The 24,910-nt window shown below is 56.5% G+C and carries 21 protein-coding genes and 1 tRNA gene; 10 read left to right on the forward strand and 12 right to left on the reverse strand.

The features are described from left to right. Nucleotides 1-69 precede the first annotated feature (69 nt). Nucleotides 70-1,041 carry an agmatinase gene (speB, locus tag ACRZ9U_RS04340; RefSeq protein ID WP_170401351.1) on the forward strand — a complete coding sequence of 324 codons (972 nt, stop codon included), beginning with the start codon at nt 70-72 and terminating at the stop codon, nt 1,039-1,041. A gap of 30 nt (nt 1,042-1,071) precedes the next feature. Here speB and ACRZ9U_RS04345 read toward each other — a convergent pair whose 3' ends face one another. The 8 genes from ACRZ9U_RS04345 to ACRZ9U_RS04380 all read right to left on the reverse strand — a co-directional run bounded on the left by ACRZ9U_RS04345 (nt 1,072) and on the right by ACRZ9U_RS04380 (nt 10,335). Further along, on the reverse strand, nt 1,072-2,292 hold the full coding sequence (locus ACRZ9U_RS04345) for an aminopeptidase P family protein (protein ID WP_480901308.1): 1,221 nt from the start codon (nt 2,290-2,292) through the stop codon (nt 1,072-1,074). A gap of 160 nt (nt 2,293-2,452) precedes the next feature. Beyond that, entirely contained in the window at nt 2,453-3,664 is a 1,212-nt protein-coding gene (locus ACRZ9U_RS04350) for an ABC transporter permease (RefSeq protein WP_170392003.1), read from the reverse strand. A 5-nt stretch (nt 3,665-3,669) separates the two neighbouring features. Beyond that, nucleotides 3,670-4,944, reverse strand: a complete 1,275-nt coding sequence (locus ACRZ9U_RS04355; RefSeq protein ID WP_170392001.1) for an ABC transporter permease — start codon at nt 4,942-4,944, stop codon at nt 3,670-3,672. Between the two features lie 69 nt (nt 4,945-5,013). After that, nucleotides 5,014-6,105: an extracellular solute-binding protein gene (locus ACRZ9U_RS04360; RefSeq protein WP_170391999.1), complete on the reverse strand. Its 1,092-nt coding sequence runs from the start codon at nt 6,103-6,105 to the stop codon at nt 5,014-5,016. Between the two features lie 101 nt (nt 6,106-6,206). Then, nucleotides 6,207-7,307, reverse strand: coding sequence for an ABC transporter ATP-binding protein (locus ACRZ9U_RS04365; RefSeq protein WP_170401347.1), 1,101 nt, complete (start codon nt 7,305-7,307; stop codon nt 6,207-6,209). A 132-nt stretch (nt 7,308-7,439) separates the two neighbouring features. Continuing rightward, nucleotides 7,440-8,153 (reverse strand): aspartate racemase/maleate isomerase family protein, encoded by a 714-nt coding sequence (locus ACRZ9U_RS04370; RefSeq protein WP_170401345.1) that lies wholly within the window; start codon nt 8,151-8,153, stop codon nt 7,440-7,442. Next, nucleotides 8,150-9,295 carry a M24 family metallopeptidase gene (locus ACRZ9U_RS04375; protein WP_170401342.1) on the reverse strand — a complete coding sequence of 382 codons (1,146 nt, stop codon included), beginning with the start codon at nt 9,293-9,295 and terminating at the stop codon, nt 8,150-8,152. Before ACRZ9U_RS04375 ends, ACRZ9U_RS04370 begins: the two co-directional genes overlap by 4 nt. Then, nucleotides 9,292-10,335, reverse strand: coding sequence for a pyridoxal-phosphate dependent enzyme (locus tag ACRZ9U_RS04380; RefSeq protein WP_170401340.1), 1,044 nt, complete (start codon nt 10,333-10,335; stop codon nt 9,292-9,294). Before ACRZ9U_RS04380 ends, ACRZ9U_RS04375 begins: the two co-directional genes overlap by 4 nt. Nucleotides 10,336-10,538: 203 nt before the next feature. On the opposite strand from ACRZ9U_RS04380, the gene ACRZ9U_RS04385 reads away from it, so the two are divergent. After that, nucleotides 10,539-10,624, forward strand: a tRNA-Leu gene (locus ACRZ9U_RS04385). A gap of 8 nt (nt 10,625-10,632) precedes the next feature. Here the strand turns inward: ACRZ9U_RS04385 and ACRZ9U_RS04390 are convergent. Together ACRZ9U_RS04390 and ACRZ9U_RS04395 are read right to left on the reverse strand one after the other, a co-directional pair. Further along, the gene (locus ACRZ9U_RS04390; protein WP_170391988.1) at nt 10,633-11,130 is read right to left on the reverse strand and encodes a hypothetical protein; all 498 of its coding nucleotides are present in this window, start codon (nt 11,128-11,130) and stop codon (nt 10,633-10,635) included. Then, a complete protein-coding gene (locus tag ACRZ9U_RS04395) occupies nt 11,123-11,884 on the reverse strand; it encodes a helix-turn-helix transcriptional regulator (RefSeq protein ID WP_170401338.1) in 762 nt (253 codons plus the stop codon). The genes ACRZ9U_RS04390 and ACRZ9U_RS04395 overlap by 8 nt, the downstream gene beginning before the upstream one ends. A 613-nt stretch (nt 11,885-12,497) precedes the next feature. Between ACRZ9U_RS04395 and ACRZ9U_RS04400 the strand changes: the two genes are divergently transcribed. The 6 genes from ACRZ9U_RS04400 to ACRZ9U_RS04425 all read left to right on the forward strand — a co-directional run bounded on the left by ACRZ9U_RS04400 (nt 12,498) and on the right by ACRZ9U_RS04425 (nt 21,201). Continuing rightward, on the forward strand, nt 12,498-14,705 hold the full coding sequence (locus ACRZ9U_RS04400; RefSeq protein WP_170401336.1) for an MSCRAMM family adhesin: 2,208 nt from the start codon (nt 12,498-12,500) through the stop codon (nt 14,703-14,705). Nucleotides 14,706-14,833: 128 nt separating this feature from the next. Continuing rightward, nucleotides 14,834-16,780, forward strand: coding sequence for a type I secretion protein (locus ACRZ9U_RS04405; RefSeq protein WP_170401333.1), 1,947 nt, complete (start codon nt 14,834-14,836; stop codon nt 16,778-16,780). Between the two features lie 36 nt (nt 16,781-16,816). After that, the gene (locus tag ACRZ9U_RS04410; RefSeq protein ID WP_170401332.1) at nt 16,817-19,123 is read left to right on the forward strand and encodes a type I secretion system permease/ATPase; all 2,307 of its coding nucleotides are present in this window, start codon (nt 16,817-16,819) and stop codon (nt 19,121-19,123) included. Between the two features lie 3 nt (nt 19,124-19,126). Then, entirely contained in the window at nt 19,127-20,467 is a 1,341-nt protein-coding gene (locus ACRZ9U_RS04415; protein ID WP_170391969.1) for an HlyD family type I secretion periplasmic adaptor subunit, read from the forward strand. A gap of 72 nt (nt 20,468-20,539) precedes the next feature. Next, nucleotides 20,540-20,932 (forward strand): rhodanese-like domain-containing protein, encoded by a 393-nt coding sequence (locus tag ACRZ9U_RS04420; protein ID WP_170401330.1) that lies wholly within the window; start codon nt 20,540-20,542, stop codon nt 20,930-20,932. A gap of 83 nt (nt 20,933-21,015) precedes the next feature. Next, nucleotides 21,016-21,201 (forward strand): hypothetical protein, encoded by a 186-nt coding sequence (locus tag ACRZ9U_RS04425; RefSeq protein WP_170391965.1) that lies wholly within the window; start codon nt 21,016-21,018, stop codon nt 21,199-21,201. Here the strand turns inward: ACRZ9U_RS04425 and ACRZ9U_RS04430 are convergent, their stop codons facing one another. Next, the gene (locus tag ACRZ9U_RS04430) at nt 21,202-21,960 is read right to left on the reverse strand and encodes an alpha/beta fold hydrolase (RefSeq protein WP_170401328.1); all 759 of its coding nucleotides are present in this window, start codon (nt 21,958-21,960) and stop codon (nt 21,202-21,204) included. It abuts the gene before it with no gap. Between the two features lie 89 nt (nt 21,961-22,049). Between ACRZ9U_RS04430 and ACRZ9U_RS04435 the strand changes: the two genes are divergently transcribed. Next, entirely contained in the window at nt 22,050-22,424 is a 375-nt protein-coding gene (locus tag ACRZ9U_RS04435) for a hypothetical protein (RefSeq protein WP_170401326.1), read from the forward strand. Nucleotides 22,425-22,493: 69 nt separating this feature from the next. Here the strand turns inward: ACRZ9U_RS04435 and glyA are convergent, their stop codons facing one another. Continuing rightward, nucleotides 22,494-23,789 carry a serine hydroxymethyltransferase gene (gene glyA, locus ACRZ9U_RS04440; protein WP_170391950.1) on the reverse strand — a complete coding sequence of 432 codons (1,296 nt, stop codon included), beginning with the start codon at nt 23,787-23,789 and terminating at the stop codon, nt 22,494-22,496. 168 nt (nt 23,790-23,957) lie between these two features. Here glyA and ACRZ9U_RS04445 point away from each other — a divergent pair, with 168 nt between their 5' ends. After that, entirely contained in the window at nt 23,958-24,719 is a 762-nt protein-coding gene (locus tag ACRZ9U_RS04445) for an NAD kinase (RefSeq protein WP_170391948.1), read from the forward strand. The last annotated feature ends 191 nt before the right edge of the window (nt 24,720-24,910 follow it).

Genomic DNA, 24,910 nt, shown 5'->3' on the forward strand with positions numbered 1-24,910 from the left:
CCTGAGCACAAGATGCTGCTGCGATTGATGTCATCGAACGTGACAGTGGCAATGAAAAAGGAAATACCCATGCAAGACCATGGTTATAAGGCGGGGCGACTAAACCTGCCTTTTGTCGGCATCTCAACCTTCGCCAAATCTCCATATGTTGAGAATTGGGATGAGATAGAGGCGGATATCGCCGTTCTCGGCGCGCCCTTCGATTTCGGGACCCAATGGCGACCGGGGGCGCGGTTTGGACCTCGGGCCGTGCGCGAAGCCTCGACCCTGTTCAGTTTCGGCCACGCCGGGGCTTATGATCACGAAGATGACGCAACCTATCTGGATGGCTCGGTGCGGATCGTTGATCTGGGGGATGCAGATATCATCCACACCAAGACCGACGAGAGTCATGCGAATATCGCCTTGGGGGTGGGCAAGATCCTGAAAGCAGGGGCCTTGCCGGTGACAATTGGCGGGGACCATTCGATCAACATCCCCTGTATCAATGCCTTCGCCGAGGATTGCGCGCAGAACGGCCCGATCCATGTGGTGCAGATCGACGCACATCTGGATTTCGTCGATGAACGCCACGGGGTGACCGCCGGGCACGGAAACCCGATGCGGCGGGCGATTGAGAAAGACTATGTCTCAGGCATGACGCAGTTGGGCATCCGCAATGTCTCATCCACTGCGAAAGAGGGCTACGAGGACGCCCGCGCGCGGGGCTCGGATATCCTGTCGGTGCGGCAGGTGCGCAAACTGGGGGCCGAGGCAGTGCTGGCGCGTATCCCGCAGGGGGCACGGTATTACGTAACGATAGATATCGACGCTTTTTGCCCTTCAATCGCAGCGGGCACAGGTACGCCCAGCCATGGCGGGTTTCTCTACTACGATGTACTGGAAATTCTACAGGGTCTGGCCAAACGCGGGGATGTTGTGGGCATCGATCTGGTCGAAGTCGCGCCTGCTTACGACCCGACGGAAAGTACCCAAATTCTGGCGGCGCAGCTATTGCTGAACTTTCTGGGCTTCATCTTTCACGAACGCGCCCAGCGGTAGAAGGTGGGGCATGTCGCCCCACCCGTTTTTTCATGCATCGATGATGTTGTGGCCGGGACCATAGGGGAAGCCGGTGATGTTCTCGGCCCCGTCTTCACCAACCACAAGGATGTCGTGTTCACGATAGCCGCCCGCGCCGGGCAGGCCTTCGGGGATCCACAGCATCGGCTCGATGGAAACGACCATGCCGGGTTCCAGCACCGTATCGATATCCTCGCGCAGCTCCAGACCCGCCTCGCGCCCGTAGTAATGGCTGAGGATGCCGAAGGAATGGCCGTAGCCGAACGAGCGGTATTGCAGCAGGCCCTCATCCTCGAAGAAGCGGTTGATCTCAGCCGTGATGCCCGAACAGGTCGCGCCGGGTTTGATCAGGCTCAGGCCCAGCTCATGCGCGGCAACGTTGGCCTTCCACAGGCGCAGGCTGTCTGCGTCGGGCTCGCCCAGGAACAGGGTGCGTTCCAGCGCGGTGTAATAGCCCGAGATCATTGGGAAGGTGTTCAGCGACAGGATATCGCCCTTTTGCAGCGCGCGTTTGGTCACCGGGTTGTGCGCACCATCGGTGTTGAGCGCCGACTGGAACCAGACCCAGGTGTCGCGGTATTCGGCATCCGGGTAGGCGCGGGCGATTTCCTCTTCCATCGCGTCGCGGCCGGCCATGGCGATCTCGATCTCGGTTGCGCCTTCGCGGATGGCGGCGTGGATGGCGGCCCCACCCACGTCAGCGGTGCGCGCGCCGCCTTTGATCAGCTCGATCTCTTCTGCGGATTTCACCATGCGGGCAAACATCGTGTCAGGTGCGATATCGAACAGTTCCGGTCCGCCCAGCATGTCCAGCGCCGTGTTGCGCGCCGCCAATGTCATGTGGTCGCCTTCGATCCCGATCCGTTTGGCCCCGCCGATCAGGCTGGCCACTGCGCGCCAGTAATTGTCGCGCTTCCAGTCGGTGTAGATGACGTTGTCCTCAACCGAGCGCCGCCACGGTTGGCCCGCGTCGATGTTTGCCGAGACAGTGGTGCAAGCGTCCTGTGTTACAACGCAGCCGTAGGGGCGGCCGAAAGAGCAGTACAGAAAGCCGGAATAGTAGGCGATGTTCTGCATCGAGGTCAGCAGGACGGCGGGGACGTCATGCTTGGCCATGATTGCGCGCAGGGCGCCAAGGCGGCGGTCGTATTCGCCCTTGCTGAACGGCAGGGGCGCTTTGTCGCCATTGTGGCAGGTGAAGAATTCGGGGCGTTTTGTTGTGTCTGTCATGACTTGGTCTCTCATCATTGCCGGGCGGCAAACCCGGCCACTTGTCCCGGCGTTCAGGACAGGCGGTCTCGGGGTCCGAGAGCCGATCATCCCAGTGCGTCCGCGACGCCATCGCGGCTGGGATGAACAGGTGAATCGTTAGATCAGACCTAGGCCTGCGTCAAGCGGGGGAAAGGCCTCGCAGGCGCTCGGACCGACGGCGCAGCAGCTCGACCGTGGTCAGCAGCGCAATCGAGATCACCACGAGGATCGTGGCCACCGCCAGAATGGTCGGGCTGATCTGTTCGCGCAGGCCGGTGAACATCTGCCATGGCAGCGTTTTTTGGCTAGCCGAGCCGACAAACAGTACCACGACCACCTCGTCGAATGAGGTGATGAAGGCAAACAAGCCGCCTGAGATCACACCCGGCAGGATCAAGGGCATCTGAATCTTGAAGAATGTCCGCACCGGACCCGCGCCCATATTCGCAGCCGCCCGCGTCAGCGAGCGGTCAAAGCCCACTAGCGTTGCGGTCACGGTGATGATGACGAATGGAATACCCAGAACGGCGTGAGCGAGGATTACTTTCACATAGCCCACAAAATTCTTGTTCATGCCCAGTGTTCCCTCCATGAAGCGGCCGATATCGCTGTAGAAGAAGAACATGCCTGTGGCTGAAATGATCAGCGGCACGATCATTGGCGAGATTAGGATGCCCATGATGGCGCGGCGGCCTGGAACGTGGCTCTGGCTGAGGCCAATGGCCGCCAGCGTGCCCAGCGAGACCGAGATGATCGTCGCAATCGGCGCAATGATGAGCGAGTTCTTGAAGCTGCGCTGCCATTCATTGTTGGTGAAGAAATCGCGGTAGTGCTTGAGCGAGTACCCTTCCGGGTCCAGACGCAGCATTTCTGGCGTGAAGGTAAAGAAGTCCTGCGCGTTGAACGAGAGCGGCAAAACCACGAGGATCGGGGTGATCAGGAACACGAAGATCGCGCCGCAGATCACCCGGAACAAGTAGTGATAGAACACTTGTTTCGCGGTCAGATAGGGCAACAGTTTTTGGCGATATCGACCTTCGTACAGCCAAAAGATAAACCAGACGAAGAACCATCCACCCAACAGGCCCAGAACGCCGCCCATTGGGCCAGAGAACAGAAAACCGACGATGCCAAAGCCAAGGATATTGATCCATCGGGCCAGTTTTTCGTTCTTGAGTATCGTGATGTAAACCCAGGCCACAGCGGCGATCAAGGCTGCCCCGCCAATGATGCCGAGGAAGACCGAGCCATTGCCCGCGCCGACAAAGATACCGGCGAAGGCGCCTGCCAGCGCAACGCTTGGCAAAACCATGGACAAAGGTTTGCGGGATATCGGAGTAAGTGCGGCCATGTCGATTATCCCAGCTTCACGTTATCAATGCCGACAATCTTGTCGTAGCACCAGTAGAGCAGCAGTACGACGCCCAGAAGGATCGTTCCCAATGCCGCGGCCAGCCCCCAGTTCAGCGAGGACGAGATGTGATAGGCAATCCGGTTCGAAATAAAGACACCCTTGGTGCCGCCAACGATTTCAGGCGTGATGTAGTAGCCGATCGCCAGAATGAACACGAGGATTGAGCCCGCGCCAATGCCAGGAATGGATTGCGGGAAGTAGATGCGCCAGAATGTCGTCCAGTTGGTCGCGCCCATGGATTTTGCGGCGCGGGTATACGAGGGCGGTATGGTCTGCATCACCGAATACATGGGCAGGATCATGAACGGCAGCAGGATATGCGTCATAGCTATGATCGTGCCGATCTGGTTGTTGATGATCACCAGCCTGGCGTCGTCGGCGACCAGTCCCAGCCAGACCAATGTTTCATTGATCACGCCCTGTTGCTGCAACATCACCTTCCACGCCGAGGTTCGCACCAACAATGACGTCCAGAAGGGCAACAACACGAGGATCATCAGCAGGTTCGACACCCGCATCGGAAGTGTCGCCAGCAAATAACTGACCGGATAGGCCAGCAGGATACAGGACGCGGTGATCACCAGCGACATGAACAAAGTGCGCCCGAACAGCTTGATCAGGATCTGCTTGTCCTCGGGCTGCGCCTGCGCGCCCTCGGGCGTGCGGCGCATGTCCACAGCGTTCAGAAAATAGCCATTGGTGACAGCGGGCGAATGCGTCTTGATAACCGCCCAAGTCTGCGGTTCACCCCAGCCGTCGTGAATCTCGATGACCTGGTCTTTGAACGGCCCATCGGTCTCGGGGTCCAGCTTACCCATTTTCCGACCCGAGCGGCGGAACATCGAAGACATGCCTGTCTCTTCGTAGTTCAGACGCGAACCCAGCCGGGTGTGTGTCTTGTTATCGACGGCCACGACCATATCGCGGACAAAGGCGTCATAAACGGCCTCGTCGGGCAACTCGCCGCTGGTTTCATCCCAGCTTTGCAATGCTTCAACCGTCAAGGGCAGTGTCTCTTGTACGATGCTGTTTTCCACAGATCGGAACAGCATCGCCGCAATAGGCACGATGAAAGAGAACATAACGAACAGCAGCAGTGGGGCGACCAGCATCAGGGCCCGCAGCTTTTGCCGTCGCAGAGACCGGGCCAGCGATTGCTTGAGTGGCGTGCCGTCCGCGGCCAGCATGGGACCAGTATTTTGGGTGGCGTCAGTCATCGGTACCCCTTGGGTATTTTTGGGGTCGGGGGCGATAGCCGCCCCCGACAATCTCAGGAAATCAGACGCTTATTGCGCCAGCCAAGCCTGGAATTTGGCGTCGATATCGTCGCGGTAATCCGCCCAGAACTCGTAGTTGTACAGGAACGTGTTCTTGGCGTTTTCCGGATCGGTCGGCATGTGTGGTGCCATGTCGATGCCCAGATCGGCGTGCTGACCCACCAGCGGTGCAGAGGAGGCACGAGCCGGGCCGTACGAGATGTACTTGGCCTGATCTGCCAGACGCTGCGTGTCAGTTGCGAACATGATGTAGTCCAGTGCGCGCTGTTGACGCTCCTCGCTCAGACCAGCCGGAATGATCCAGCCATCAAGATCGAATACCTGAGCATCCCACAGCATCGCAACCGGCTGCTTTTGCTCTTCGATCACGCTGAACAGACGGCCGTTATAGGTCGAACCCATGACAACTTCTCCATCAGCCAGCAATTGTGGCGTGTCGGCACCGGCAGACCACCAGACGACACTGTCCTTGATGGTGTCCAGTTTGGCCAGGGCCTGGTCCTGACCTTCAGCAGTGGCCAGAACGTCGTAGACGTCGTCTTTTGCAACGCCGTCACACAGCAACGCCCATTCCATGTTGTTGATCGGGCGCTTTTCCAGCGAGCGCTTGCCGGGATAGGCTTCAAGATCGAATACTGCGCAGATGTCGGTTGGCGGAGTATCACCGACCAGATCTGTGCGATAACCGAAAGTGGTTGAATAGACGATCTGCGGGATAAAGCAGTCGCTGACCAGAAGGTCACCGAAATCTTCGGAGGCAGGCGTGCCATCGGGGGCAGGGGCCAGTTGAGTGTCGAAATCGATCTCAAGTGCCAGACCTTCGTCGCAGAGGCGGATCGCGTCCGCCGCAACCACATCAACCACGTCCCATGTGATGTTGCCCGCTTCGTTCATCGCGCGCAGTTTGGCGACGGCCTCGTTCGAGCTGTCATCATTCAGGATGGTGACGCCGGTCTTCTCCGAATAGGGCTCGTGATAAGCCTTGAGCTGCGATTTGGAATAGGCGCCGCCCCACGAGACGATGGTCATCTCTTCGGCGGAAACGCCGCCAGCCGCTGTCGCAATAGCAGCTGCTGTCAGCAGTGTTTTGGTAGTTTTCATGTGTTACTCCCAGTACTTCCCGTTTGTTGTTTGGTCAGCTGACGCACGGGTTTTCGCCAGCTGGTCCCTCGGTAAGCCACGTTTGTACCGCGCGGCTTGGTCTATGCGTCGAGCGCACGACAATCCTTTGCAAGCCAGCCGATCTCGATTTCCTGTCCAGGATTCAGACGGATGGCGTCGGGGGCATTCCGTGTTTTGACGATGAACTCGTCATTGCCCGCCACCGACATGCGGAAGCGGAACACGTCGCCCATATAGATGAATTCCTTGACCGTTGCTTTCAGCGTATGTGCATCGGCATGCAGTCGGTCTTTATTGAATTCTACGCGCTCGGGCCGGATCGAGACCTTGGTACGTTCGCCCGGATTGTGCACGTTGATCGGCACCGCATCGATTTCCGAGCCGTCATCCAATTGCACAAGGCAGGTATCTCCATCGATGGATTTAACAACACCTTCCAGGGTATTGTTTTCACCGATGAATTGCGCCACGAAACTGTTGTCGGGTTCTTCATACAGCTGATCCGGCGGGGCCAGTTGCTGAATGCGGCCATCGTCAAACACCGCAACACGGTCGGACATGGTCAATGCCTCGGTCTGGTCGTGGGTCACGTAGACGGTGGTAATGCCCAGTTCATGCGCCAGACGGGTGATTTCGAACTGCATATGCTCGCGTAGTTGTTTGTCCAACGCACCCAGCGGTTCGTCCATCAAAACCAGTTCGGGCTCGAACACCAGCGCACGTGCCAGTGCGATCCGTTGCTGCTGACCACCCGACAACTGCGCGGGGCGACGATTGCCGAAGGCACCCATCTGCACCATGTCCAGCGCGCGTTTGACTTTCTCCTCGCGCTCGGACTTACCCAGCTTGCGGACTTCCAGCGGGAATGAAAGATTCTCGGCCACAGTCATATGCGGGAACAGAGCATAATTCTGGAACACCATCCCGATGCCACGTTTGTGCGGAGGGATATTGTTGATGGGTTTTCCATCCAGAAGAATCTCGCCATGTGTGGCGGTTTCGAATCCGGCAAGCATCATCAGGCAGGTCGTCTTACCTGATCCGGACGGCCCGAGCATGGTCAGGAATTCGCCCTTTGGCATTGCCAGGTTGAGATCTTTGACGACGAGGTTCTCGCCATCATAAGACTTTTGAACGCGTTGAAATTCAACAAACGCGGCGTCGCTATTTGTGTCGGTCACAAGACCCCCTGTTGCGTCAAATGATTACCCGGTTGGTCAGGGCCTCATTGATCTTCTCGTGCATTGATGACGAGGCTAACAAATGGTCGCAAGCCCGTAAAGCAATTGGAGTCGCGTAAACGCCGCATTTGCCTAATTTTGCGACACGTTCAGTTGTTTCATATGCCAGGCCAAACTCTGGTTGCTTGACAGGACAGGTTTGCCGATCTGCGCTTCGATCCTTGGGATAGCCGTCAGTGTCCGAAGGTTCGTACAACTAAGGAATACGGCGTCGACTGTTGAATCTCTTCCGAGTCGCACGGCGGCATCGACCACGGAATCGGTTGAGATCCGCACAACTTTGGCTTCTTCGGATTCGCCGAAAGTGCCAAACACATCCATCGAGATGCCTTGTTCTGCAAACGCGCGTCGCAACGGAGTGTTTACTTCTTCAATGTAGGGCGACAGCAGTGCAAATTTTGAGACGCCCAAATGTCTCGCGCAGGCAGAGGCTGCCCGCAACGGGTTGGTGACGGTCGATGTATTACAGGTCTGCATGACCATCTGCTCAACCCGATCCGAGCCGATAACCGAACTGGCTGACGTACATCCATAGCCAACAACTCGATAGGGCCGCGCCTTTGGCAGCAAATCAGCCGCTGCAGGCAAGTCGGTCTCCATCTGCGCCAGCGTGTCGGTGTTAACCTCGGCCCCGCTGGGAATGCGGCTGACATAAAGCGGGCTTTTGTCATCGATAAAAAGGCTACGAAACTCAGGTTCGATTGTCTCGTCAGTCTGTAAAACGATCAGCCCCATTGGTACAGCCGAGGGATCGTCAGGATCCAGTGTGTACGGCAACGTGCTCATATCTCGGCAATCTCCGGTCCTATCCGGGGGCTGAGGAATTCGGGCGCGCCTTCGGTGATCAGAATGTTTTCTTCGTGCACGAGAATTTTGCCATCGACCGCAATACCCGGTTCAAGCGTCAAAACCATTCCCGGTTGCAGTTCAGTATGATCATCGGGAATAAGCGAAGGCCATTCGGTCAACGACATTCCTAACCCGTGGCCCAGTCTCCCGGCATCGGTACCCGCGCTGCCATCGGTAAGTATTGTGTTCATCGTATGAAAAAGCTGAGAAGCCGTCACGCCTGGGCGGGCTTGATCAAACGCTGCATCCGAAGCCTCGACCAATCTGGCATGTGCATCGCGTACCGCCTTGCTCGCTGGGCCGACGGACCAATTGCGATCATAGTCGCAAAAATAGCCATCGTGGACGAGGCCAGTGTCGAGCATCAGCACATCGCCTATACGAAGCGGGGTCTGTGTCGTGGGTGAGATTACATCCGAGTACCCGCCTTGCTCGGCCCCTCCGGCCAGATAGGGCACCCAGTCGGCACCCTCTTCAAGGCAGAGTCTCTGAAAGTTTCGAAATATCTGATCCAGCGGTGTACCTGCTGAGGCAACCTCGGGCACTCGTTCAAAGGCGTGGGCACCAATCTGACAGGCAGTTCGAATCTTTGCGATCTCGGCGTCAGATTTCACCATCCGCAGCGCCCGCAGGATGCCATGGTCACCCGTAATTTGGCGCGCTCCAATTGCGGATTCGAGATGCCTTAGATCGGCCAGTGGCATCCTTACATGGGTCTCATGCCCGTCGGGGCAGCCGATTGAGGCGTTTTCAGGCGTCAACCCTCTCAGTGTATCGGCCAGCAGGGATACCCCATCATCTTCAAGGTCGGGTGCACTCCAGGTTCGAATGTCGTCGATCCATGTCTGTGCCATCAATGCAGCACCGATGGATGGGATTACTGCAACCGGCTTGCCAGAAATCGGAACGATCAGAAACCAAGGCCGCGTTGGGCTTTCCCAGAAACGGGTGAGATAACCGGTGAAATAGCGAAGCTGGGGCTCAGTCGTAAGCAACAGGGCCGATAGACCGGTTTCTTGCATCCGATGCTGGGCGCGCGCAACGCGGGTCGCGAATTCCTCTGGTGCGAAACCTCTCATGCAGGTTGCTCGCTCAAGATGCAGAGCACTTTGGAATTCGGTCCAATACCCAGTTCACTACGGATCGCGTCGTTCAGAACGGCCGCAATGCCAGCACCGCCCGAGGCGCTGGTTTCCAACCCGGCCTTCGCCATGGCCGGAAGCTGTGCTTCGACAGTGTCATCCTCGATTGTCACAAACAGATCGGCATCTCGGGCCAAGCCGTTCAAGGCGATCAGCGAGGGCTCTTTGCAATCCAGTCGCCCCATGATGCTGTCGGGCCCGTCAGCAAACACACAATGCCCCGCTTCGATACTGGCCTGCAGCGCCGGGGCAGAGGTTGGCTCGACAACGATGATCTGCGGAGCATCTCCCCAAACGACCCGCGCATAGGCAGCGACGGCACCGGCCATGCCGCCAACACCGGCTTGCAGAAGAACGTGCGTTGGTGCCTCAGTACATTGCTCGGCGGCTTCGACCGCCATTTGCAGATACCCTTCCATCAGCAAGTACGGTAGTTCAGTATACCCCTCCCAGGAACTGTCCGAGAGCAAAGTCCAGCCATTGTCCTGCGCCGCCTGACTGGCTGCTTCCATGCTGGCGGCGTAATCCGCACCCGCCCGGACCACTTGTGCGTTTTGAGCGCGCAGGCGATCTGCAAAGCTTTCTGGAACTGTTTCTGCGATGTAGACAACTGCATCAGCTCCGAAAGTGCGCGCGCCCGCGGCCATGCTCATCCCGTGATTGCCCGCGCTTGCTGTAACATAGGTGTGCCCTTTGAGCGTGTTACCATCTGGCGTGACCGAGATGTCATTCGCTTCGCAGGCGATCACATAAGCCGCACCCAGCGCTTTGAACGATCCCAGGCCCATACGGCTTCGCTCATCTTTAACCCAGAGATTCGCGACGGGTGCCAGCGCCGATGCATTCACAAGGGGCGTTTCGGCAAAGTCAGGGCAGAAGAATCGATGCCGGCCCAACCCATCTGTCTCTACGGAGGGATAAGGGGCCTGATCCGAAAGCTTAGAACCACCTCGAAACGGGTTACTGACTAGTTTCATCGCTCGCTCCCTGATCTTGTGTTGCGCCGACGTGAACGAATTGGCCGAAGGCTGTCAAGCTCGGCCTTGATTCAGCAGGATTGTGTTCGTGTTCTGCCTGCATCCCTGGTTCTGATGAATGAGTATCTTTTCAATCGTTTTGGTTGGTTGTAAGTGTCTGCACACGACATCGGCGCGGCGAGACAAAACTTCGACGATGATGTGCGGGCGTGATGGAATGGTAGACATATCGGACTTAAAATCCGAAGGCCTTAGTGCCGTGTGGGTTCGAGTCCCACCGCCCGCACCAGTACCATCTCAGACAGGGAAACCCAGCTGGGTGATCAATTTCCAGATATCCCTGTTGGCATTCGAGAGCTGAGTGACAACATCCTCGATTTCTTTCATTGCTTTGTCGTCAACTGTGTCTTCACGACCAAGTTTGATGTCGGTCTTGCGATCAGCAATGCGCATCAGGATGGTCTTTGGATTTCCGCTTTCCTGATCGAAAGAATAGATGCAGTGATTGTACTTGTTTCGAATAGAGGACAGGCGCGACAACCGCTGGGTGTGTTCGAGAATCGGATCGCGGATTTCAGGGGGGCGACCCTCCATCTTGGCGAGACGTTCGACCAGATCGATACGGGCACGTGTGGTGTTAAGCGTCAGGAATATGATGACCGCAACATCTTTATTGGCCCCGGTCAGACCTGCGATCAGGTGGATCAGCAGGCTTTCCGTGTTCGTCCACATATAGTTGAGCCGACCCACCAACAGAATGAGCCGGTCGAACCGGGTTTCGAATGCCTCATCCAACGGGCGCGTTGCGCGCTTCGTTCGGCGCGACCTCAAAGTAGAAATGCGCAGCTTCAGTCCGGTTGCTCACATCGATCTTGCCCGAGACATTGTGCATATGCAGTTTGACGGTGTGTTCGGTGATGCCCAGATTCGACGCAATGGTCTTGTTGCTCTTGCCTTGCGATACCAGCCTCAGGACTTGCTTTTCGCGGCGCGTCAGCTTTGAGTATCGCAACAGTTTGTCAGGCGACCGGGTTCTGGTTGCAGGCTGTTTTTCGATAGGTGTGCCTGGCGCACTTTGTGTTGCGGTCATGCTGTCGGCCAGAAAGCAGGGCAGGTGCAGCTCTTCGTGCATCAGAAGGCGCAGTATTGCGCGCCAAACATCCGGCGCCACGTTCATTGGCAAATACCCGACACTGCCGAAACGGGTACGATCCCAGCGTTCGAACAGAACCCGGGCCGGACTTTTCTTGCGATAGGCGAAGGCCAGACATCCTGTCTCGGCGAGCCGGGAGTAATCAGCGGGCCGCGCCAACAGATCTTCGAGCATCATCTGATCCACGACAATGATGCGCTCGGAGGGAACAGAGTTCCCACTCTCAGCCAGCAGGTCGTCAAGGCTTTCATATCTTGATGCACGAACGCCGAATTCGCTTTGAACACTTCTAAGGGTTTGGTTCGAGTAGAACAGTTCCTTGCCGATAAAAATAATCGACAGCTCTTCGGGATATTCAATCTGATCACGGGCGTCTTCTTGCAATGAAATATTCATTGACTTTCCCCCCACTAATACAAACGCCGCCCTCTGAATCTTTAAATCGGGTACAGAGCTGGGTGGCGCGAAACATTAACTTTGAACTCAAATAGTACCTTATCATAGCTGAAAGTACGTGTTTCAGCAACCAAAGGCGGGTTCTGCAATACCGCTTACTAGAACCTTTGATCAGGTTCTTCGCATCTGGTTTTAGCGTAACTCCATGAAATATCAGGGTTAATAATCCTATATGTTTGCGCATGATTGTTTCCGGGTAAAATCTGGCGCGAAATAAGGCGAATTTCAAAAAAATATATATTAAACAGTGATTTGCAAAAAAATAATGCTTTCGGCCAGCTATGCATACCCCTTTATCGCTGCGACCATTCCTAGGCTTCTATTTGTGAAGTGAACTTGAACCTGACGTGTCTGCGGTCCGCGTATTTCAGCGAATTTCTCGTGGTCATGGAATCGGCTTAGCCGAGAAAGGGGGGCAAACCAAACAGAAGACTTTCACTGCCGCGCGAGTGTCCAGTTTGACACCTTGTGCGCGTACTCTGTTTTCAACCGCGCCTGTAGCCGCTTTGTAGATGAATGGCGGCCCGGTGCTTCAGTAAAAGTGGAAAATTTTATGAGACGCCAACCCAACCAAACAACAACCGTGACCACAATTGATGACGTCCAAATCGATAATCTGGACGCCGATTTCGAAACAGATATAGCGGTAGACGAAGCCTATATCGAAGCTGACATCAACGCTCAGAAGCAAAAGCAAGATCAGGACGTTGAAAACTCTGCGAACAACTCTGATTCACAAGGACAAGATCAGTCACAGCGTTCTAAAAATGATAACGACAATGACAACGCGCAAGATCAGGATCAAAATCAGAAGCAGCAGCAGCAAAACACCAATGGTGGTGAAGACAATAATGATAATGACAACTCTAACAATAATGCGGTCAACATTGACTTCGGTGGCGGCGAATGGATTCCCCGCGATGACGATCAGGTAGACTTGGATCTGGGCGACAACGCCAGCGTTGGTGATGTAATCACCGCCGGTCGCGACCTGAATTATGATCCCGGTGATGATCTGAACCTTGATATTTCGCTGGATGGTCCTGGCAACGATATGTCGTCGATCAACAATCAGCTGGCAAGCTTGGAAGACAACGATCAGTTGGATAATGCCGAAGTTGGTAACTACGGAGAATTCAAGCAAAACGGTGATGCCAATGGTGGCGAAGCCAACGCTGCGGAAGGTATTAGTTCCAATGCAAATGGTGCAGCTTCCGGAAAAGGTGGAACCAGTTATGGCGGTGAAGCTGTAGGCGGCAAGACCATTGGTAGCGACGCTTACGGTGAAGGCGGAGACACTGGTGACGCTGATGCCCATGCCAAAGGTGGTAGCGGTGGCGATTCAGGTAATGCTGACAATGCAAGCACCGGCAAAGCCAAATCCAATTCGAACGCTGATGGTGAGAGCATTGGCGGGTACGGTGGTGACAGCACCAGCGACTCGAATGCTGACAACAACACCGACAGCGATAACACGACTGATGGCGAAGGCGGAGATGGCGGCTATGCCGATTCCGAAGGTGTAGGCAAAGGCTATGGTAAGGCGTACAGCGAGTCCGATGCCGATGCTGACGGTGGTGATGCTGACTCAGAGTCCAGCGCTAAAGGCAAGGGTGTAGCGGATAACGACGCAGATGCATCTGGTGCAGATGGTGGCGACGGCGACTCGAATGCGGATGGCAACGCTGATAACGACAGCGACAACAACACCGACGCCAACGACAATGACGGCGGTGACAACACAGCTGACGGAACAGGAACTGGTACTACCGATAGCGACGCTTCAGGCGACGGCGGCGATGGCTCGGGTGGATTCTCGCGCCTAGTCGAAGAAGCAATCGCGCGCCTCCAGCAGGAAATCTCTGAAAGCGGCCGTGGTGATGCAGATGCCGACACCGGTAATTCCAGAGCTGATTCTGGCAGTGGTTCATCCACCGGTGGAGACGGAGACGGCGGAGACAACAACGGAAGTTCAGCAGCTGATGCCGATGTTCAAGGTTTAGGTGATCAAGACGCTGAAGGCCCAAGTGTCGATCAGACATCTGGTGATGTTGACGGATCGGCTGCCAACGCAAGTGATGCGGACGCTGATGGTGGTGATGGTGGTTCGAACGCTGCCAACGGTTCCGGTGATGGCACGGGCACAGGTACTTCAACGGCTGATGGTGATGGTGGTGCAGGTGGAACTGGTTCTGCTGCATCGGATTCAAACGCCAGTGCTGCTGGATCTGGTGCTTCCGAGGCCACAGGTGGTCTGGGTGGTGCATCAGATGTATTCTCAGAGACCGACACTGATGGTTCTGCAGATAGCCTCGCTGAGGCGATTGCCGGATACGGCGGTGCATCTGCATCGGACAATGACTCGGATTCGTCCGCAACGGGCAATGCCACTGGTACCGCATACAGCGGTGATGGCGGTGCAGGTGCTGCTGGTACTGCAGCAGGTGGAACTAGCGGCGCGTCAATGGTTGACGTCATGTCTGGTGACACAATGGGCGGCAACACGACAGGCGGAAGCGCAGCCGGTGCCTATTCGGGTGACGGCGGTGCCGGAGGCCATGGCGGTGATTGGGGTTCGAATAACGGTGGCGATGGCATCGTGACCGGTGAATCCTACGCCTCGGCCGCTGCCGTAGTCGATACGAACGCCTTCAACCAATCGATCGTACAGGGTGCCAATGTGCTAGGTAACTCAGTCGATACGACCATGGTTGGTGGTTCGATGACCTCGTCCTACGCAAGCGACGACACTGACGTCTAAGACAAAAAATCGGGGGCCGCATTATCGGCCCCCGTTCAATGAAATCGCCGGGGCCACGCAATGTGGCCTCGGCCCAGAAAATCCCGAACCGGAAATTTTAGTCGGCAAGGGGGTAAGGGATCATCGAAATGTCATTCGATAGTGTTACCGAAAAGATTGCACACTTTATTGGATCTTTTGATCTTACGATTGAAAAAGCCCGGTTGAGGGATCAGTACGAAGAGTTCACCGCCATGCGGCGCAAGGCGGAACTGGACGAACTGGAAGAACCCGCAAAGATCCGGATCAAGGCAGATCTTGAATTGGACCCAGGCAAATATGGTCCGCTTTCCTATCGGTTTGACACCCCCCCCGCCACTCCTGAACTTCCACCCCCAACCGACGGCCCTGAATTTGAAACGGTCGTTGTACTTGAACCACCACTCTCAGACGGTCTGCCGTTACCCGAAGCGACAACCGGCCTAGGTGCAACGTTTGTGATCGAGCAGCAGCTGGAGATTGTGACAGAGCTTATCGGGTCTGCTGTGACCTACACGTTCCAGACGATTTTCCTGCGCGACAATGACGTTGTCGGCGAGGGAGATTTCCGCGATGTCGATCAGTTGATCGCATTGGCCGAGGCGGCTGCGCAGGTCGCAGCATCGATGCACGCGTTTGCCGTGCCCTCGTTCTCGATCTCGGACTACTTGTCGGTTGAATACGTCGAGTCTTTGGCCGAAGCGATGTTGGCCCCGATCAATGTCGAAGTTGAAGGCGCAGTTGTTTATCAGTTCCACGGCGAAGACGCGATGGGCGTGATCGTCAATGGTGAGTATGTGGACGAAGCCCCGGAATGGGAAGATCTTCTGCCTGCGCATCATAGACCGGACGAGGAAGAAGAAGACGAAACGCCCGATATGATGCCCGCCGAATGGGATCAGGACGAGGAAGACGAATTTGCCGAAGGTCACACGGTGATCGCAGGCGGCAACCTTGCGATCAACGAGATGAACGCAACTGTGGCTTGGGTCGATGCGCCTTATATTGCGGTCGGTGGAAAAGCAATCGAACTGGCCATGGTGAGCCAGGTCGCCGTTGTATCTGACACCGACAAGGGCACGAATGGCGGCTCGGGCACCAATGTGGTGCACTCGTCGACGATCGAGGTCGAAGGCAACTCAGCCCCTTGGCTTAAGAAAGGCTCAAGTGGAGACGATGCCCCGGCATATGTGCATGTTGATTGGATTACGACCGATCTGATCGTAGCAAATTTTGTCAAGCAGGACATCGATGCAACGGATATCGATCATATTGATGCCGAGATTAGCGCGACGACCACGCTGTATGCGTTGGGTGACAACGAGTTGATTGATGTCACCAATATTCTTCAACTTGGCAGTTATTATGACCTGATCATGATCGAAGGCGACATGATATCGGTCGATGCGTTTGTCCAGACGCACGTATTATTGGATGACGATGTGGTGATGGGCGGATTGCCCGGACCCATCGATGGATCGGACGAAAACCTGGTTATGAACGAGGTTTCTCTCAAGAAAGAAGGCGAAGATACGTATCAGGCGATGCACGACTCCATGGCCGACGCCATGACCATGGGCGAGGACGACATGGCAGCGCTGGAAGAGGCGCTAATGAACGATCCGATGTTTGCTGGCATGGAGCAGATGCGGGTCCTCAAGATCGATGGATCGCTGGTTCAGGTCAACGTAGCCGAGCAATCGACGATGCTTGCCGATCAGGATGACGTATATCTGAATGGTCCCCACGCGGACGAGACCGAGGTTCTGGCAGGCAGCAATGCGATGCTGAACGCCGCCAATGTAACCAAGGCCGGCGTGGATTCGGTTGTTATGGCTCAGGATGGGGCATTTTCTGACCTGCTATTGCATCAGGCAAGCCTGCTTGACATGCCCACGAATGAGGACATCGCCGAGATGACCAACGAGGCAATCGCCGCCATTATGGAAGAGGCGGGTATGCCAGGTCACGACAATGGCATTGGACCTAACGGTAACGATCTCACGCCAAGCGAAATGGCGAATTCCTCTGATGGCCTGCAGACCATGCTGGCCTAATATTTCCTGATTTACGAGTGACCGGAAGGTTAGTTTATGTCGATCGTTTTTTCGTCGCGCCGCACCCGTTTTGCAAGTCCATTGGACCGGCACGGAGGCGGAGGCCCATTGACCCTGGAACCCCGAAATCGGGTAGCAAAACCAAATGAAAGTAAACTTGCAAAAACAGCGTCCCGCCTGCGTTTGACAAGTGATATGCAACTGGCGGAACCCGAAACCAAACCAGAGACCCCGGAAGCAAGTGACACCCCGGTTGCCGGGCCCGCGAAACGATCGCGGCAATTAGAAGCGCCTCAGGCGACGACACAACCGGATGATCCGGGGCAGACCCAGGCAGAGCAGTTGGATCAAACATCACAACCGCGCGCTGGTTCTCCCCTTCGGCGCGCGTCGTCGCGGCCCGCGCAAGATAAGGATCCTGCGGGTGGCGACACTGGGGTGGCCGATACCGAAGCCCCCGATTGTGAAACCGCCGACCAATCGACTGCACGCATGACCCCCTCTGCGCCGTCGGATGGTAAAGACCGCATGGGCACCACGATCGAGGCCAAGGCCAACCAACCCTTGCTGCGCCCGGGGACGGGTGGTGGCGATGGCAAGGGGCCACCCCAAACATTCCACAAACGCACGCCGCCTGAGGATTTCCAGAAGACGCTGCGTACCTCACTGCGCGCCATCTGGCGCAATCTGGCTTTTGTGCTGGTACTGACCTGCGCGACCAACGTCCTGATCCTAGCGATCCCGATCTACCTGTTTCAGATCAGTGACCGGGTTCTGACTAGTCGCTCGCTGGATACGTTGATCATGCTGACGGCAATCGTTGCCGGAGCAGTCATTTTTCAAGCCGCATTTGATGCCGTTCGTCGGTTCATGCTGATGCGTACAGCGGTCGAGGTCGCCGCCCGTCTTGGGGCCCCGGTTCTTAGCGCTGCGGCCCATGCCTCGCTGCACGGCAACGGACGCGAATATCAGACACTTGGGGATCTGCAACAGGTGCGGGGCTTTCTGGTCTCGGGCACTCTGATCTCATTTCTGGATGTACCATTTGCACCGCTGTTCATCCTGATGATCTTTCTGGTGCATCCGCAACTTGGGATGATTGTGGTGACGACCGCTGTGATCCTGATGATTATCGCGCTGATCAACCAGAAAATGACTGCCAAGCCCTTCGCCAAGGCCAACCAGGCGCAATCCCTGGCGAACCAGCATCTGGATTCAATGTCGCGCAACAGTCAGATCATCAACGCTTTGGCGATGATCCCCGAGGCAGTGCGCATCTGGGGGCGTGACACCGCACAATCGCTGACATGGCAGGTCAAGGCGCAGGATCGCAACGTGATCTTCGCGGCCATTTCGCGTGCCGTCCGTCTTTTGACGCAGATCGGCATTCTGGGCTGGGGCGCCTTTCTGGCCCTTCAAGGTGAAATTACCGGCGGTATGGTCATCGCCGCCTCGATCATCGCGGGGCGGGCTTTCGCGCCGATCGAAGGCTCGATTGAGGGTTGGAATACCTTCCTGCTGACGCGCGGCGCTTTTGGGCGGATCAAGGCTCTGCTGTCGAACTCGGCCCTGCAATATGAAAAACTGCGCCTACCACGGCCTGAGGGGCGGTTGGATGTCGAACGCCTGCTATATGTCCCAGGCGGCACCAAGCGGGTGGTTCTGAACGGAATCACCTTTGCGCTGAACCCGGGTGAAACTCTGGCGATCATCGGGAATTCAGGCGCGGGGAAAACGACGCTTGGCAAAACGCTGGTGGGTTCGATCCTGCCGACCTCGGGCAGTGTGCGGCTGGACCTGATGGATATCCGCAACTGGGATCCCCGCCAGTTTGGCGAAAATATTGGCTATCTGCCGCAAGACGTACAGCTGTTCCCCGGCAGCATCAAAGACAATATTGGCCGGATGCGTGCCGATGCCACGGATGAGCAGATTCACGATGCCGCCGTTTTGGCCGACGTGCACAACATGATCGCAACGCTGCCGCAGGGGTATGAGACTGTTGTGGCCGCCGACGGCTCACCTCTCTCAGGTGGCCAGAAGCAGCGTATTGCTTTGGCGCGTGCCTTCTTCGGCAACCCGCGTTTGGTTGTTCTGGATGAGCCGAACTCGAACCTCGACGTGGCGGGTGACAAGGCGCTTGCGCGTGCGATTGAGCAAGCAAAGGAAAGCAAGATCACCGTTGTGGTGATTACGCAAAAGCCGACTCTGTTGAATGTTGTCGACAAGATCATGCTGCTGACCGATGGGCGCGTGGCGCTGTTCGGGCAGCGCGAACAGGTGCTGGAACAGCTCAACGGGCCGCGCCAGCAACCGCCCGAAATACAGGGCAAGGGGGATTAAGCGATGAACGACGTGGCACGCACCGATGAAGGCGGTCTTTGGTACTCTGAGGTTCCGCGCTCGATCACCAAATTCATCGTGATTGGCTTTATCATGCTTATTGTCTGTTTTGGCGGCTTTGGCGTCTGGTCCTTCCGTGCACCTCTGGCCGCTGCAGTCATCGCGCAAGGCAGCTTTGTCGCGACCGGTCGCAACAAGATCGTGCAGCATTTGGAAGGCGGTATCATCGAGAACATACTGGTCTCGGAAGGTGAATCTGTTCAAGCCGGACAGATCATGATGACTTTGGATCAGACCTCGGCCGAGGCGAGTGAACGCGAATTGTTCATTCGCAAACTTCGCCTTCAGGCCATGACCGAACGGTTGCTGGCTGAGCATAGCGAACAGGAAACCCTCGTGTTTTCGCCCGGATTGATCGAAGCATCGGACGACGTCGAGGTCATGACGATCCTCGACAATCAGAAACTCAGCTTTGATGTATCGCGAAAGACGCTGCTGAACGATATTGCTTTGCTGCAGCGCAACATGGAGGCGTTGAAAATTCGTGCGTCAGGATTTGAAGCACAATTGGTCAGCATGGAAAGGCGATCAGAGATTCTCGAGGAAGAATACGAGACCAAATATTCGTTGTTTGAAAAAGGATTAGTGCGCAAAGGTGATCTGAATACGATCCGCCGGGTGCAGGCCGAAGCCGAAGGTCAACTGGCGCGTTTGCGCGCAGAAACGGCTGAGGTAAACCAGATGCTGCTGAAGTATGAAGAGCAGATTCTGCGCACCCGCTCAGCCTACCGCGAGGCTGCGCTGGACGAGTTGGGCGTTATTGAAGCCGATCTTGAAAGTGTGCGTGAAAAAGCCCGTCAGGCCCGTAGCGTTCTGGCCCGTGCCGTTGTGCGTGCACCGGTGACAGGCACAGTGGTGCGACTTCATCACCACACGCCGGGCGGGGTGATCGAAACTGGCGAACAGATTGCTGAGATTCTGCCCGCCGATGCGCCATTGATCATCGAAGCGCAGATCCCGCGTACCGAGATCGACAGCGTGGTCACCGGGCAGATTGCGACGGTGCGCCTAGTCGCGCTCAATCAACGGACAACCCCAGTGCTTGAGGGCGAGGTCTATTACGTCTCGGCTGACTCGCTTGTCGAGGATTCTGCCGGTATGCCGCAAGAGGTCTATCTGGCGCGCATTTCTCTGACCACGGAAGAGATGGGTCGCGTGCGGGGCTTCGTGCCGACACCCGGAATGCCCGCCGAGATCATGATCCAGACCGAGGAACGCACCTTTGCGGCCTATATCGCCAAGCCGGTGGTTGACAGTATGTCGCGTGCTTTCCGCGAACATTAAGCGCCTGAGTCTCTACACCTTCAATTTTCTGCATGTTAGCCTTTCACGGATTCATTTCCTGGAGGGGCGCAAATGCCATTGACGGTCAAAGACATGATGCAAGCTGCAAACGCGGTGGTTGAGCGTATCGATGCCAGCCGGGCCAAAGAACTGATCGGGCAGGGTGCCCTGTTGTTGGATATTCGCGATGCGCCTGAACTTGAAAGGACAGGGCGCGCGGTCGGCTCGCTTCATATCCCGCGCGGGATGTTGGAGTTTCGGGCCGATCCCGAGCTGCCTTCCCATGACGCGGAACTGCGCAAGGACCGGGTGATCATCCTGCATTGTGCATCGGGTGGCAGGGCGGCGCTGGCTGGGAAACTGCTTAAGGATATGGGGTATTTACACGTCTACAATCTGGGCGGGTTTGCGGATTGGGTGAATGGCGGCGGCGAGGCGACCGGGCCAATGGATCGCGGGATGTAGCTACATATCTGACCCAAATCAAAGTCACACATATTCCGTTGCTGTAATGTAAAGGCCAGAAGCTTAAACACAGGATACTGGCCATGATACGCCTAGCAGCCACGCTTTATTCTTTGATCGCCACAGCCATCGCGGGTTCTGCCGTGATTGCGGTCCTAGCGGTTGGAATGGTGACCTGGATGGCCATCGTTTCCGCCGCAGCAGCAGGGGCGGTTGTTGCCGCGCCGGTGTCGTGGCTGGTGGCAAAACGCCTGTATCAAGGCGCTTGATTAAGCGTTAAAGAAGGTCCTGACTGCAGCTTCGAATTCGCGGGGTTTCTCGGCGTGCAGCCAGTGCCCCGCACCGGGAATTTTGGCGAAGCGAGCTGCAGGAAACAGGGTGCGAATCTGCTCTCGGTGTTCGGGCTGCACATAATCTGATGCTGCGCCGGACAGGAACAGAGCAGGGCCGTCCCAATGGGTCGAAATCTCGGGGAAGCCCATGATCTTTGGCATTTCGCTGGCCAGTACATCTAGGTTCAGCCGCCAGCGGCCTCCCTCAACATCCAAAGACTGCGTAAAAAAGCTCTGCAGCGCCTTTTCGACGCCCAGATCGGCCAGCTGTGCTTCGGCATCTGAACGACGCTGAACGCGGGACATATCGACCGCCCGCATTGCCTCGATGAATTGAATCTGGCTGTGGCTGTATGCCACTGGTGCGATGTCTGCGACGACCAGCTTGCGCACCAGATCGCCATATTCCAGCGCCAGCACCATCGAAGCTTTTCCACCCATGGAATGCCCGACGATATCGGCGATGCCGCCAACGCTGTCGATGACCTTTGCCAGATCATGCGCCAAATCCGGGTAGCCATGCTGAGCATCCCAAAAGCTGTAGGCGTGATTGCGCATATCGACCGCGATCACCTGTCTTTCGTCCGACAGTCGCCGCGCAATGACTCCCCAGTTGCGCGCCGAACCATAGAGGCCATGCGCTATCAGCAGGGGCGGATGATCGGTCGGGTCGCCATGGATGATCGTATTCAGCATGCTCCTGTGATACGCGTCACCGCGCGGAACAACCAGCCCCATTGTCGCCGGTGTGACGCGCGGCTACATTGTCCCGTCAGGAGGCGCCAATGACGCAGGAAATCGATATCCAGACCCGGATCGCAGAGACCATTCGGTTGCTGCGTAAAAAGCTTGGCGTGAAAGACAAGACCCTGATTGCCTCGGTCCGGCGCGCAAAGCGGCGTTTGCCGCGCAAGGTCTATAAACAGGCCTTGGTTCTGGCAGAGGCCGAGCAGATGGCCGAGCATCCCAAACTGCGGATGGTTTTGGATATGCCCCGGCTCGAAAAAGCGTCGGACGAGGTGCAAGGCCACCTAAACGCGATCAATCTGGCAGATCGACGTTGGGGATGGTTCCTGAACTTTCTTGGTTCGCTTGCGTTGGGCCTGATCGTGTTGGCGGCGTTGGCTGTGTTCGTACTACGATGGCGCGGGTATATCTGACCGCTGCACGCCTCAAAGAAAAACGGCGCCGATCAGGGCGCCGTTTTCTGTTCTAAGATCCGTATTGGATCAGAGATTCGGATAAAGCGGGTAGCGCGCGCAAAGTTCGGCGACTTCGGCTTTGACTTTGGCTTCGACCGCACCGTTTCCGTCTTCGCCATTTGCGGCCAGACCGTCGACCACTTCGATGATCCAGTCTGCGATTTGGCGGAACTCGGCCTCACCAAAACCGCGGGTGGTTCCGGCAGGCGAGCCCAGACGGATACCGCTGGTGATCGTCGGCTTTTCGGGGTCGAACGGCACACCGTTCTTGTTGCAGGTGATATGTGCCCGGCCCAAAGCTTTCTCGGTTGCGTTGCCTTTAACGCCTTTGGGGCGCAGGTCGACAAGAACCACATGGGTATCGGTGCCGTGGGTCACAGTGTCCAGGCCACCCTTGATCAGCTGATCTGAAAGGGCCTGCGCATTCACAACGACCTGCTTGATATAGTCCTTGAACTCAGGACGCAGTGCCTCGCCAAAGGCAACGGCCTTGCCAGCAATCACATGCATCAGCGGACCACCCTGAATGCCCGGGAAGATCGCCGAGTTTACCTTTTTGGCAATCGCTTCATCATTGGTCAGGATCATGCCGCCGCGCGGGCCGCGCAGGGTTTTATGCGTGGTGGTGGTGGCCACATGCGCATGCGGGAAGGGCGAAGGGTGCGCGCCTGCGGCAACCAGACCGGCGATATGGGCCATATCCACATGCAGATAGGCGCCGACCATATCGGCGATTTCACGCATGCGGGCAAAATCGATGACGCGCGGGATGGCCGAGCCTCCGGCGATGATCAGCTTGGGGTTATGTTCCTTTGCCAGCGCTTCGATCTGATCATAGTCGATCAGGTTGTCCTGCTTGCGCACGCCATAATGTACCGCGTTGAACCACTTGCCTGACTGGTTCGGTGCCGCACCATGGGTCAGGTGACCACCTGCATCCAGCGACATTCCCAGAATGGTGTCACCGGGCTTGATCAGCGCCTGAAATACACCTTGGTTCGCCTGCGATCCCGAATTCGGTTGGACGTTGGCAAACTCACACCCAAACAACTGCTTGGCACGGTCGATAGCCAGGTTCTCGGCAATGTCGACGAACTGACAACCGCCATAGTACCGGCGGCCCGGATAACCTTCGGCATATTTGTTGGTCATGACCGAGCCCTGCGCCTCCATCACGGCGGCAGAGACGATGTTCTCCGAGGCGATCAGTTCGATCTCGTCGCGCTGGCGGCCCAATTCAGATGTGATCGAGCCGAACAGCTCGGGGTCACGATCCGCGAGGGACTGGGTGAAAAATCCGTTGTCACGAAGATTGGCGTTCATGTGCGCTCCGCATGGCTGGGGTGTATCTGGCGGATTTCCTATCGGAAACGACGTGTGTCAGAAAGGTTGTAAAGCGACGAAATGGCCCTCTATGGCGTCAACTCTGGCCTATTGCGGAAAGGTATGTTTGTTTCGGAACCAAATGTGCAGCACTGGAAACTATAAAACATGACAAAGAGAATCGCCTTTCTGGCCAGCGATGCCAAGGTTGCGCAGACCGCCCGGGATGCGCTTGTGGCGCGCTACGGAAATGCAGCGCCGAGAGACGCAGATGTTGTGGTGGCGCTGGGTGGTGATGGCTTCATGCTTCAGACGTTGCAGGGCGTCCAGCACTTGGACAAGCCGGTTTACGGAATGAATCGCGGTACCATCGGGTTTCTGATGAACGAATATGCCGAAGTTGATCTGATGGCCCGGCTAGCAGAAGCAGAGGAAGAAGTCATCAATCCACTGGCGATGACTGCAATGGACCAGGCGGGCCAAAAGCACCAAGCACTTGCAATCAACGAGATTTCGCTGCTTCGCGCAGGGCCGCAGGCAGCGCGGCTGCGGATCAGCGTGGATGGGCGGGTACGTATGGCCGAACTCGTGTGTGATGGTGCATTGCTTGCCACGCCGGCGGGTTCAACCGCATATAACTATTCCGCTCACGGACCCATTGTACCCATTGGCGCGGACGTTCTGGCATTGACGCCAATCGCCGCGTTTCGCCCCCGGCGGTGGCGTGGCGCCTTGCTGCCGAAAGTTGCGAAAGTCAGATTCGATGTGATCGAGGCTGACAAACGCCCGGTTATCGTTGCGGCCGATTCCATATCGTTTCCGGATATCGATTGGGTCGAGATCAGGTCTGAGATTGCGATCCAGCATCGTATTCTATTTGACCCTGGCCACGGCCTGGAAGAACGATTGATCTCCGAACAATTTACTTAAATCTCAGCGTGTTGATCATTTTTCCACCGCTTGTGTGAACCAGTTCACATGCAACGCGATAAGGGTTTGTTAACTTCAAGTTGCCCGGAGAACACGCCGAGGTGGAAGTGAGTGGCCATCTAAAGGTGTTTTCGAATGGTTGCGCAGTTTTCGCGCTGGCGAGGGTGGGTGGTGCTACGCTCGTCATCTTA

The organism is Ruegeria sp. D7 (assembly GCF_056534355.1).

Excerpts from the sequence above, each read along its gene's own strand:
- speB (WP_170401351.1), top strand. The coding sequence starts at position 70 with ATGCAAGACCATGGTTATAAGGCGGGGCGACTAAACCTGCCTTTTGTC.
- ACRZ9U_RS04345 (WP_480901308.1), bottom strand. The coding sequence starts at position 2,292 with ATGACAGACACAACAAAACGCCCCGAATTCTTCACCTGCCACAATGGC.
- ACRZ9U_RS04350 (WP_170392003.1), bottom strand. The coding sequence starts at position 3,664 with ATGGCCGCACTTACTCCGATATCCCGCAAACCTTTGTCCATGGTTTTG.
- ACRZ9U_RS04355 (WP_170392001.1), bottom strand. The coding sequence starts at position 4,944 with ATGACTGACGCCACCCAAAATACTGGTCCCATGCTGGCCGCGGACGGC.
- ACRZ9U_RS04360 (WP_170391999.1), bottom strand. The coding sequence starts at position 6,105 with ATGAAAACTACCAAAACACTGCTGACAGCAGCTGCTATTGCGACAGCG.
- ACRZ9U_RS04370 (WP_170401345.1), bottom strand. The coding sequence starts at position 8,153 with ATGAGCACGTTGCCGTACACACTGGATCCTGACGATCCCTCGGCTGTA.
- ACRZ9U_RS04375 (WP_170401342.1), bottom strand. The coding sequence starts at position 9,295 with ATGAGAGGTTTCGCACCAGAGGAATTCGCGACCCGCGTTGCGCGCGCC.
- ACRZ9U_RS04380 (WP_170401340.1), bottom strand. The coding sequence starts at position 10,335 with ATGAAACTAGTCAGTAACCCGTTTCGAGGTGGTTCTAAGCTTTCGGAT.
- ACRZ9U_RS04395 (WP_170401338.1), bottom strand. The coding sequence starts at position 11,884 with ATGAATATTTCATTGCAAGAAGACGCCCGTGATCAGATTGAATATCCC.
- ACRZ9U_RS04400 (WP_170401336.1), top strand. The coding sequence starts at position 12,498 with ATGAGACGCCAACCCAACCAAACAACAACCGTGACCACAATTGATGAC.
- ACRZ9U_RS04405 (WP_170401333.1), top strand. The coding sequence starts at position 14,834 with ATGTCATTCGATAGTGTTACCGAAAAGATTGCACACTTTATTGGATCT.
- ACRZ9U_RS04410 (WP_170401332.1), top strand. The coding sequence starts at position 16,817 with ATGTCGATCGTTTTTTCGTCGCGCCGCACCCGTTTTGCAAGTCCATTG.
- ACRZ9U_RS04415 (WP_170391969.1), top strand. The coding sequence starts at position 19,127 with ATGAACGACGTGGCACGCACCGATGAAGGCGGTCTTTGGTACTCTGAG.
- ACRZ9U_RS04420 (WP_170401330.1), top strand. The coding sequence starts at position 20,540 with ATGCCATTGACGGTCAAAGACATGATGCAAGCTGCAAACGCGGTGGTT.
- ACRZ9U_RS04425 (WP_170391965.1), top strand. The coding sequence starts at position 21,016 with ATGATACGCCTAGCAGCCACGCTTTATTCTTTGATCGCCACAGCCATC.
- ACRZ9U_RS04430 (WP_170401328.1), bottom strand. The coding sequence starts at position 21,960 with ATGCTGAATACGATCATCCATGGCGACCCGACCGATCATCCGCCCCTG.
- ACRZ9U_RS04435 (WP_170401326.1), top strand. The coding sequence starts at position 22,050 with ATGACGCAGGAAATCGATATCCAGACCCGGATCGCAGAGACCATTCGG.
- glyA (WP_170391950.1), bottom strand. The coding sequence starts at position 23,789 with ATGAACGCCAATCTTCGTGACAACGGATTTTTCACCCAGTCCCTCGCG.
- ACRZ9U_RS04445 (WP_170391948.1), top strand. The coding sequence starts at position 23,958 with ATGACAAAGAGAATCGCCTTTCTGGCCAGCGATGCCAAGGTTGCGCAG.